The sequence below is a fragment of the Rhodoblastus sp. genome, assembly GCF_052145335.1.
In the GTDB taxonomy this organism is placed as follows: domain Bacteria; phylum Pseudomonadota; class Alphaproteobacteria; order Rhizobiales; family Beijerinckiaceae; genus Rhodoblastus.
On record NZ_JBKQOU010000270.1, the window covers coordinates 1 to 9,593 of the forward strand.

7 protein-coding genes and 1 pseudogene are annotated in these 9,593 nt (G+C 63.3%); 2 read left to right on the forward strand and 6 right to left on the reverse strand.

The features are described 5' to 3' along the window. The 5 genes and pseudogenes from ACLP2E_RS16875 to fliF all read right to left on the reverse strand — a co-directional run. Positions 1-465 (reverse strand): annotated as a pseudogene (locus ACLP2E_RS16875) (hypothetical protein); the annotation flags it as partial. Beyond that, positions 462-1,949, reverse strand: a complete 1,488-nt coding sequence (locus ACLP2E_RS16880; protein WP_442466591.1) for a hypothetical protein — start codon at positions 1,947-1,949, stop codon at positions 462-464. The gene ACLP2E_RS16880 and the pseudogene ACLP2E_RS16875, both read right to left, overlap by 4 nt. Next, a complete protein-coding gene (locus ACLP2E_RS16885; protein WP_442462518.1) occupies positions 1,946-3,118 on the reverse strand; it encodes a MotB family protein in 1,173 nt (390 codons plus the stop codon). The genes ACLP2E_RS16880 and ACLP2E_RS16885 overlap by 4 nt, the downstream gene beginning before the upstream one ends. Next, complete coding sequence (locus tag ACLP2E_RS16890; protein WP_442462519.1) at positions 3,111-3,827, reverse strand: hypothetical protein; 717 nt, start codon at positions 3,825-3,827, stop codon at positions 3,111-3,113. The genes ACLP2E_RS16885 and ACLP2E_RS16890 overlap by 8 nt, the downstream gene beginning before the upstream one ends. Further along, entirely contained in the window at positions 3,824-5,470 is a 1,647-nt protein-coding gene (gene fliF, locus ACLP2E_RS16895; RefSeq protein ID WP_442466592.1) for a flagellar basal-body MS-ring/collar protein FliF, read from the reverse strand. The genes ACLP2E_RS16890 and fliF overlap by 4 nt, the downstream gene beginning before the upstream one ends. Positions 5,471-5,675: 205 nt before the next feature. Here fliF and ACLP2E_RS16900 point away from each other — a divergent pair, with 205 nt between their 5' ends. Continuing rightward, on the forward strand, positions 5,676-6,359 hold the full coding sequence (locus ACLP2E_RS16900) for a glycosyltransferase (RefSeq protein WP_442462521.1): 684 nt from the start codon (positions 5,676-5,678) through the stop codon (positions 6,357-6,359). Positions 6,360-6,403: 44 nt separating this feature from the next. Further along, entirely contained in the window at positions 6,404-7,078 is a 675-nt protein-coding gene (locus ACLP2E_RS16905; protein ID WP_442462522.1) for a class I SAM-dependent methyltransferase, read from the forward strand. Positions 7,079-7,084: 6 nt separating this feature from the next. Here ACLP2E_RS16905 and ACLP2E_RS16910 read toward each other — a convergent pair whose 3' ends face one another. After that, positions 7,085-9,547 carry a tetratricopeptide repeat protein gene (locus ACLP2E_RS16910; protein WP_442462523.1) on the reverse strand — a complete coding sequence of 821 codons (2,463 nt, stop codon included), beginning with the start codon at positions 9,545-9,547 and terminating at the stop codon, positions 7,085-7,087. Between the last annotated feature and the right edge of the window lie 46 nt (positions 9,548-9,593).

A 9,593-nucleotide genomic window follows, 5' to 3' on the forward strand; every position in this document is an offset into this window, starting at 1 on the left:
ATTTTCGCGCATCTGCGTTCGCTCGGGCGGAGCGTCTGCGGCGGCGGAGGAGGCGAGGAACTTGGCGAAGGTGTCGAGGGGGGGCGACTTCGCTGGCGTCGTCGGGGCAATGGCGGCTTTTTGTGCAACATCGTCGGAAGCGGCCAATTGGCCTCCTGCGGCCTTGGCGCCAGCAAGAGCCGGAAGCTCGGTCCAAAACCCGCTGCCGCGCGGGCCAGCGGCCTCAGCGGCCGCGGCGGCGGCGTCCGCTGTTTTGACGGAGCGAGGCGCCAGTCCGAAGGCCGAGGCGGTCGGAGGTGGTTGCGGCGGCGTTTCATTCCCGCTTTGCGCCAAAGCGGCGTCGAAACCGCCGCCAGACCCCTCGTCATCGACGCCTTCCGGCATTTTCCTTCGCGCGGAAAAGTTGGTCAGTGCGGCGACGTCCTGCCCGGCGAGTGCATGGCTGCCAAGAGCGTGGGCGCTCATCTACTTTTCCTCTCCATGGTTTTTCTGACGTCGTCGAGGGTCGAATCTGCTTCCTTCACGCTGGTTTCGGCCCGTGTCAAAGCCGCGTCGGCGTCGTTCGGGGGGCCAGAATGTGCGGCGCCAGGCGCGGCCATGTCGAAATGCTGTTCCGGCGGACGAAAAATCCGCGCCGCCACCAGCGACACGGCGTCAAAAAGCGGCTGATCGCCGGGCGGCAGTTTTGTTCTGTCGAGATCGCCCAGCAAGCTTCGGCTCTCGGTGAAATCCGCTCCCGCGATCCTGGCGGCCGCGCGGAAAAGCAAGGCGCGCTGCCGCTCGACCGAATCGGCGGGAGAAAGCTCCAGCGCATTTTGCGCCGCCATCGCCGCCAGAGCGCTGTTGCCGACCACTGCCGCTGTTTGCGCCATGGCGAGATAGAGCGCCCGCCGCGTCTCGGTCGTCAGGCTGTTTATGAATTCATTGAGCTGCGCCCATTCCGAAACTTTGATCGACTGGCTGACGCGGACCACGGCCAGCATGAACTGGCGCACGAAATTGTCGGCATATGGCGACGACCGGTAACGCTCCCAATATTGCCGCGACAGGCCAGCAAATTTGTCGAATTCCGTTGTTTCGCTCAGCAGCGCGACTTCGCGGCGCAGCGCCGCCTCTTCGACCAGTCCGCCCGGCGCCAGCAGGCGTGCGAGATCGAGGCGGGCAATGGCTCGCGGACGATCGACTCCGGTCAGCAGGATCGACTGGACGAAGGCGATCTGGGCGGCGAGATCGAGATCGAGTTCACGCGGTTCGAGGCGCAGCAGAAAATCGCGGTCGGGCCCGTCGACATTTTCCCGATAGGCGATCGCCGCCCTGACGAGAGGTTCTTCCGAGACGGCGCATTTATGCTGGGCGAGGATCTTGCGGCCGACCGCCGAATCGCCGCCGCTGAGCAGGTAAAGCTCCAGCGCGCGCGCGTTCGACCTTTGCGACCAGACCTCCGGCGGTTGCTCGGCAAACTTTTTCGCGATACGGCGCAGCAGCTTTGGCATTTCGCTAAAAGCGGCGGCGTCGCCGGCGGCCACCCGCTCCTGAATGTCCTGCAGCCGGCGAACCAACTGCTCGGGCTCTCCAGTGGCGCCCGGCGGCGGCGGCGCGGCGGCGGCTTTCTCGCCTTTTTCCGCTGGTTGTTCTTGCGCCGCTTCGGTCTTTTCCGGCCCGGTCTCCGCTTTCGCCTCCGCCGTCGCCTCCGACTGTTCCTCCTGCCTTGTTTCAAGCGTCGGCGCGGCGGCCGCTTCCACTCTCTCCTGCGCAGGCGCCTCGCGAGCATTCAGCATGGGCCGGACAAAAAACCAGGCGAGCCCGCCGACTCCGAGCAAGGCCAGCGCGCTCGCGCCGATCAGCAAGTTCTGGCTCTTGAACGAGAGTCGCAGCGAAGCGATGTTCGGCAAACCGAATTTCGCCAGTTTGATTTTTGGCGGCCTTATTTTCGGGAATCTGACTTTCATGGCGCAGCCTTGCGAACCAGAATTTCTATCCGGCGGTTTTCCGCCGCTTCCGGCTTTTCGGGGGACTTAAGCCGGCGGTCGGCGTAGCCCTCCACCCGTTCGACTCGCGTTTCAGGCAATCCGCCGCGCACCAGCATATAGAGCGCCATTTGCGCGCGCGACGCCGACAGCCGCCAATTATCGGAAGTTCCACCGCGATAGCGGCGCGCATCGGTATAACCGCGCAGCACCAGCTCGCCCGGCTGGTCTTTCAGGGTCTGCGCAATCCGGTCCATCATATGAACCAGCCTCGGATTAGGCGAAGACGAACCGATTTCGAACATGCCGAAACTTTCATTGTCGGTCAGGCTGATCAGCAGGCCCTCGTCGGTCGCCTTCACTTCGAGACGCGGCGCGCCCTCTCCCGCCTGCGCTTTCAGCTCCTTGCCGATTTCCTTTTGCAACGTCGCGGCGCGCGCGCCTTCCGCAGCTTCCGCCGCCTTGGCGTTCGCGCCCGAGGCCGCTGGCTCTATTTTCACGCTTGCCGCAGCTTGACCCTTCGCGATCGCCTCCTGCGGCTCTGCCGGCGTCGCCAGCGGCTTTACGGGACCCTCCGGCGATTGGGAGGGCGCAGGCGGCGCCTCTTCCTCTTCCCCCTCGGATTCCACGCCTGCGGTCCGGAAAGGATCGCGGTAAGTGTCGAGCGAACCTGCTTCGCCAGAGCCGCCGCCGGATTTCTGTTTTTGCTGGGTCGTGGCCTTGCCGGCGATCTGCTCGAGCGCGGCGTAGGGATTCTGGAACAGCGTTTCCTCGTTCATCATCGCCCTGGCGTTGGGGTCCTGGTTGGGATCCTTGCCTCTCTCCTCGATCTTGCCGCGATTGGGACCGTTCGGCGGCGTCTTGTCCGGTTCGCCTTCATTGGACCCGGGCTTCTCTTCCTTTAGCTGGGCTTCGCTGATGCCTTTCTTGTTCTTGGCGAAGTCCTCCATTTTCACCGGGTTGAAATAGCGGGCGATGATGGTTTGCGAATCCTTGTTCGTAGAGTTCAAAATCCAGAGCACCAGGAAAAACGCCATCATCGCGGTGACGAAATCGGCATAGGCGATTTTCCAGGCGCCGCCGTGATGGCTTTCCTCTTCCTCGACACGCCGCCGAACGATGATGATTTCCGGTTGCTGCTGCTCACTCATTCCCGGATTCCCGGCAAGTCTCCTGGGACGAGTCCCCCGGTAGGGCGCCGAGCGCCTTCAACCACGCGCCGAGCTGCGTTTCGATGATCGTGTCGCCGGCGCGAACGCACACGTCGATCTTGTCGTCGGGCTTGTAGACGACGGCGGCGTCGCGGGAGGCGAATTTTTGGCGCAAAGCGTCGAGCAGGTCGACCGGCCCGCTGATCTCGAACAAAGCCTGCGAGCGGCCCTTGAAAAGCACCTCGAGATTTTCGACCAGAGCCTCGGTGACGCGGCCGATCACCAGCTGGGTGGTAAAGGGCCGCAAGATATTGGCCACCGCCTGGGCGCAGCGCATCTCGAAGGATTCGAACGCGGCGCGATGAGCGCCCGCAAGGCGTTCGGCCTCCTCCGCGACCCAGACCGCGCGCGCCGCGGCGATTTCGACTTCGAGCTTTTCGCGCATCCGCGCGCGCTCGTCCTCCAGCTCGCCGCGCGCCGATTCGCGCCCTTCCTCGAAGGCGAGCAGGCGGCCCTGTTCGAGCCGCTGCGGCGCGCTGGCCTTGGCCTCCGCCCTTTCCGCCTCGACCCTGCGCAGCAATGGCGAATTGCGCGCCGGGGCGGGGCTTTCCGTCTTTTGGCTAAGCGGCGGCCAGGACACCGGCTCCGTTGCGCGTTGCGCGGTCGCCCGCTGGCGCTCCATATATTGGGCGAATGGAACCGGCTTCATATGCGCTCCCCATGTCTGATCCATTGTTTCAAGATGGCGGCGGCCTGCGCTTCATCCATGTCGATCATCTGTTCGAGCCGCCGCTGCGGAGCTTTGTTGCGGCGGTAATTCCGGTCTTCGAGCAAAGCCTGTTCTTCGTGCGCCGGTTCGCCCAAAAGGGCCGCCTCATTGTGGCCGACGAGCGCCACGCCCCCGCCGGCGCCCGGCAAGGCCAGAGCGCCTTCGGCCATCGGCGCCTCACGCAATTCGATCAGTGCGCGCGCCGCGGGCCGAAGCCCCGCCACGACCACCTGCACCGCGACGCCGAGCATGGCAAGCGCGCTGACAATGCTGCCGAACTGCCGCATCAGGGCCTCGACGATGGAAATCGGCGGCGCCGGCTCCAGCTCCTTGCCGCTGTCGACGAAATCCACCGCCGAGACCTTGATGATGTCGCCACGATCCTTGCGCAGCCCCGCGGCGGAGGCGACCAGCTGCTCGATCTCGCCGATCTGTTTGTCGATCTGTTCGGGCGTCGCGTTAGGGCCGAGCGTCGCGGCAAGACCGGCGCGATTGACCAGCACCGCCACCGAAAGAGCCTCGACGAGGTAACCGTTCGACACCGTCGAGGTCGTCTTCGACGACAATTCGTAGTTGGTCAGATCCTCTTTCTTCTGGCTGTCTTCGGCGGCCTGCTTGCCGTCCCCCTGCGAGGCAGTGGCCTGCGGCACGTTGCGCCCCACCGAGGTCGGCGACTGCGTCGAATTGTTCTGCGACGACTGCGTCTCCTTGACCGTGCGCACCGAGCGCTCGACCCGCGAATCGGGATCGAATGTGGTCTGGGTGGTTTCCTTCCTGTCGGTATTCAATCGCGCCGCGACGCTGATTTGGAAATTGCGCAGCGAGAGATAGGGGGCGAGCGTGTGGCGGACATTGTTCTGGATTTCATCGGCCACGCTTTTTTCCAGCGCCAGCATCTTGCTGGGGCCGGCGTCGCTTCCGTCAGCGCCCGTGGCAAGCAATTGTCCGTCGACATTGAGCACCGTCACCTGGTCGATCGTCATGCCCGGCAAAGCCGCAGCGATGAGATGGCGCACCGCCTGCGCGATCAGCGCGTTGTCGGCGCCTTCGGTGCGCAGCACCACCGAACCGGAGGGCGGCTGTTTGGCGCGACGAAACGAGCCTTCGTCCGGCATGACCAGATGCACGCGCGCCGCCTTGACGCCGCGCATGGTCTGGATGGTGCGCGCCAGCTCGCCTTCCAGCGCGCGCACGCGGGTGATTTCCTGCATGAAGGAAGTCAGGCCGAGCGAGCCGAGCTTGTCGAACAATTCGTATCCCGTGCCGCCACTGCGCGGCAGCCCCTGCTCGGCGAGCAACATGCGCGCATGGGCGGTGTCGGCGAAAGCGACATAGACGGTGGCGCCGTCGGCGGAAATATCGAACGCCACTCCGGCGTCTTTCAGCGCCGAACCGATGCGCGAGACATCCTGCTTGTCGAGGCCGGAATAGAGCACGTCGTTGGTCGGGCGGCTGAGGTAATAGCCGGCGGCGCCGACCAGAGCGAACACGGTGAGGCCGATCGCCGCAAGCAACGCAAGCCGACGCGGCCCCAGCGCGAGCAGATTGGAAAACAGGCGTTCTACTTGGTCGCGGACGGTCATTCAAAAATCCGGCGCTGGTATGCGAATCTGGCTCGCATCTTTCGCCGGCAAACTTGCGCGGGGGTTTTCACGTAACGCTTTGGCAAGGATTTCCCCGAAGCGATTTATAATCCGCAGTCGCGAATGATTGGCGCAAGCTTGCCGCGTTTTTATGTTGCGCCGCTCGCGCCATGCCTTCGCGGGTCTTTGCTTAAGGACCGCCCTCATGCTGCCCGTGACCATCGTCAGCGCGACCCGTTTCAACGAACAGGACTTTCGCGAAAAATCGGCCTTGGGCCGCAGCCTGACGCAGACCTATGCCGTCTTCAACCTGAAGCGAGAAATTTTCTATGAAAATTCACGCGGACTCGGCGCCTGTTACAACCAGGCGATCGACGCGGTCGAAAACGAGGAGGAGATCATGGTCTTCGTCCACGACGATGTTTTCCTTGCCGATTTCTTCTGGCTCGACAAACTGGTTTACGGCTTCACTCAATTCGACGTGCTGGGATTGGCCGGCAACAAGCGCCGGGTCTCGAAACAGCCCGCCTGGGCTTTCATTGACGATCAATTCACCTGGGACGACTTCGCCAATCTCAGCGGCGTCGTCGGACACGGCAATGGCTTTCCCTGCGAACTGTCGATCTATGGGCCGACGATGCAAAAGCTCAAGTTGCTCGACGGCGTTCTGCTCGCGGTGCGAAAGAAAACGCTGATGCGCAACGCCATCCGCTTCGACGAGCAGTTCCGCTTTCATTTTTACGACATGGACATCTGCCGCCAGTGCGAAGCGAAAAATATCTCCATGGGCGCCATTCCACTAGGCGTAATCCACGCCAGCGGCGGAGAATTCGGCGGGCCCGACTGGCGTGACGGCTACCGGACCTATCTGGAGAAATGGCGGGACTGAGCGACGCGTCCAAGACCGGTTCAGCGAATTTTTTGGAGCCAGACATGAAACAGACTCCGGCGCATGACTTCTACAACAGCGACCTTCTGGCTTATATTCCGCCCAACTGCCAGCGCGTGGTCGAAGTCGGGTGCAGCACCGGCGCGCTGGCCCGCGCCTATCTGAAAAGCTCTCCCGGCTGCGAATATATCGGCATCGAGATCGACGCCGATTACGCCGAAGCGGCGCGCGGAACTTGCGCCCGCGTGATCCCCGCCGACGTCGAGCAAATGCCCGACGGCGAATTCAATGAACTGTTTTCCAGCGATTGCGTCGTGTTCGGCGACACGCTCGAACATCTGCGCGATCCCTGGGCGGTTCTGCGCCGGATCAAACCGCTGTTGCGCGAAAATGCGCGCGTCGTCGCCTGCATTCCAAACGCCCAGCATTGGAGCGTCCAGGCGCGGCTGGCTTGCGGCCTGTTCCGCTACGAGGACAGCGGCCTGCTCGACCGCACCCATTTGCGCTGGTTCACCCGCGCGACTTCGCTGGAATTGTTCGAGACCTGCGGCTATCGCGTCGTGGCCGGACGGCCGAGACTGTTCGATGAGCCGGCCCGTGAAAGCTTCCTGCCCGCCATCCGCGCCATGGCGACCGCCGCAGGATTCGACCCTGAACTGGCGGTCGGCGACGCCCTGCCGCTGCAATATGTCTTTTCCGCCAGCGCGGCCGCTGGCTAAGCTCAATCATTCGCCCGGGTCGATATCGAAAGGCTCGGGCTTTTCCCCCGCCACGTAACGCCGCCACATCCGGCGATAGGCGGCTTCCAGGGTCGCGGTGAATTTCGGCCCGTCGCAGAAGGGCGCGCCTTCCATCGCCGGCCGCAGCCGGCGGCGCAGATCCGCCAGTCGCTCCTGATCGGAGGCGAGCGCCAGCGCCCGTTCGACATAATCTTCCGGCGCGGTCGCGGCGAGTTCCGCGAAACCCATCGGATGAAGGAACCCCAAAGTCTGCCGCGACGTCAGCCGGTCGCCTGGCAAGGTGATCACCGGAACGCCCATCCACAAGGCTTCGCAACTGGTCGTCGCGCCGCCGAACGGAAAAGGATCGAGAGCAATGTCGATGTCGTCATATTCCTTGAGCATGTCGATATAGGGCGAGGCCCCGCGCAGCTCTATGCGCTCGACTTCGGCCCCCGCCGCAGCGAAGGCGTCGAGGAGTCGCTTTTGCACGCTGCTCTCGCTCAGGCTCCGCCATTTGAGCACCAGCCGCGACTGCGGCGCCGCCCGCAAAATCTGCGCCCAGAGGTGAATGACCCCGGGGCTGAGCTTGGCGACATTGTTGAAACACCCGAAGGTCACGAAACCCTTGGCGATGCATGGCGGTTCGGAGGGCGTCAGCGTGACCGGCGGCGTCTTGTAGCAAAACCGGCCATAGGGCAGCCGCACCAACGATTCCGTGTACCACTTGTCCGCGCCCGGGGGCGCCGAGACCGGATCGAGCACGAGATAATCCATCGACTTCAATCCGGTCGTACCGAAATAGCCGAGCCATGCCGCCTGCACCGGCGCCGGCTTCAGCCCGAACAGATTTACGCGCGTCTTGTTGGTGTGGCCGGATAGATCCACCAGGATGTCGATGGCGTCGTCGCGGATTTTTTGCCCGGCGTCCTCGTCGGACGCGCCCACGATCACCCGCCACTGGTCGCCATTGGCGCGCAACTGCGCCGTCAGTTCGTCTTCGTGCGGACAGTTGGAATAGCAGAAGACATCGAAATTCTCGCGGTCGTGCGCTTCCAGCGTCCGCGCCAGAAAAAAGGCCACCGGATGCACGTTGAAATCGCCGGAAACATAGCCGATGCGCAAGCGGCGCTCCGGCGATAAATCCCGGCCCGCGAAGGGCTTAGGATCTGGCCGGTCGAAGGCCTTGCCGAAGGCGAGCGCGACCTGCAACACGTCGTCGTTGGTGTAGCTCTCGATATAATGCATCGCCATCAGCTTGTTGCTATAGGCGCCGGCATATTCCGGGGTCACGGCCATGACCTGGCCGTAAGCCGCCACGGCCTCCTCGACCTGTCCCTTGTCCTGCAGCGCCACGCCGAAATTATTGCGCGCTCCGGCGTGAGCAGGGTCGGCTTCGAGCGCCTTGCCGAGCGAGACCATGGCCCGATCCAGCTGGTGGCGCTGAAGCAGCGTCGTTCCGAGATTGTAATGCGCGTCCGCCTTGGCGGCCCCGGCCGACAATTCGATCGCCCGTTCAAAAGCTGCTATCGCCTCGTCCATCGTGTTGAGCTGCAACAGCGTCGCGCCAAGATTGTTGTAAGCCTGGACGCATTTGGGATCGAGCGCGATCGCACGTTTGAAATAGCCAACCGATTCATCGAGTTTCCCCTGCGCCACCAGGGCTGAGCCGTAACTCGCCAGCGCCGCCGGAAACTCCGGCTTGATGGCCAGCGCGCAGCGGAAGGCGACGACGGCCGCCTCGACCTCCTGTTGCATCAACAGGACGACGCCCTTGTTGTTATAGGCCTCGGCGTAGTTCGGCTTGCAGACGAGCGCGCGGTCGAGCGACAGCAGCGCCTCGTCGAGCGCCCCCTTAATACGTAGAAGATTGCCGCGATTATTATGTGCTTCGGCGCAGTCCGGATTGATTTCCAGCGCCCTTTCGTAACAGGCGTTGGCGAGTTCGAAATCACCCTTCTCCTGACGGGCCTTGCCGAGATTGACCTGCGCTTCCGCATAAGCGGGCCGCAGCTTCAGAGCCTTTTCGTAGGAAACAATCGCTTCGTCCCGGTTGCCGAGTTGCTCCTGGGCATTGCCCAGCGCGTTAAAGGCCTCGGGATAGGCGGGGCGGCGTTCGAGCGCGCGAAAAATCGCCGCCCGCGCCTCGTGAGGCCGGCCCAACGCCAGCAACACCAGGCCAATATTATTGTGAAAGGTCGGATCCTGTCTTTGCGCCAGCGCCTGGCCTATCCAGTCGGCGGCGAGGTCGTCGCGCCCGACCTGATGGGCGATGACGCCAAGTCCATGCAGGGCGTCGGCGTGAAGCGGAGCGACGAGGAGAATCTGGCGGTAGACGCGCTCGGCTTCGTCGATCTGTCCAGCCTGATGTCTTTCCGCGGCGAAAGCGAAACATTGCTGCACGATCTCAGCTGGCGACGGATGGTCCTCGGACTGATTCCGCTGCGCCTGAATCTGGCTTCCGCTCATTTCCCGTCTCCGCGCCGACAATCGAAATCAAGAGACCCAGAATTAG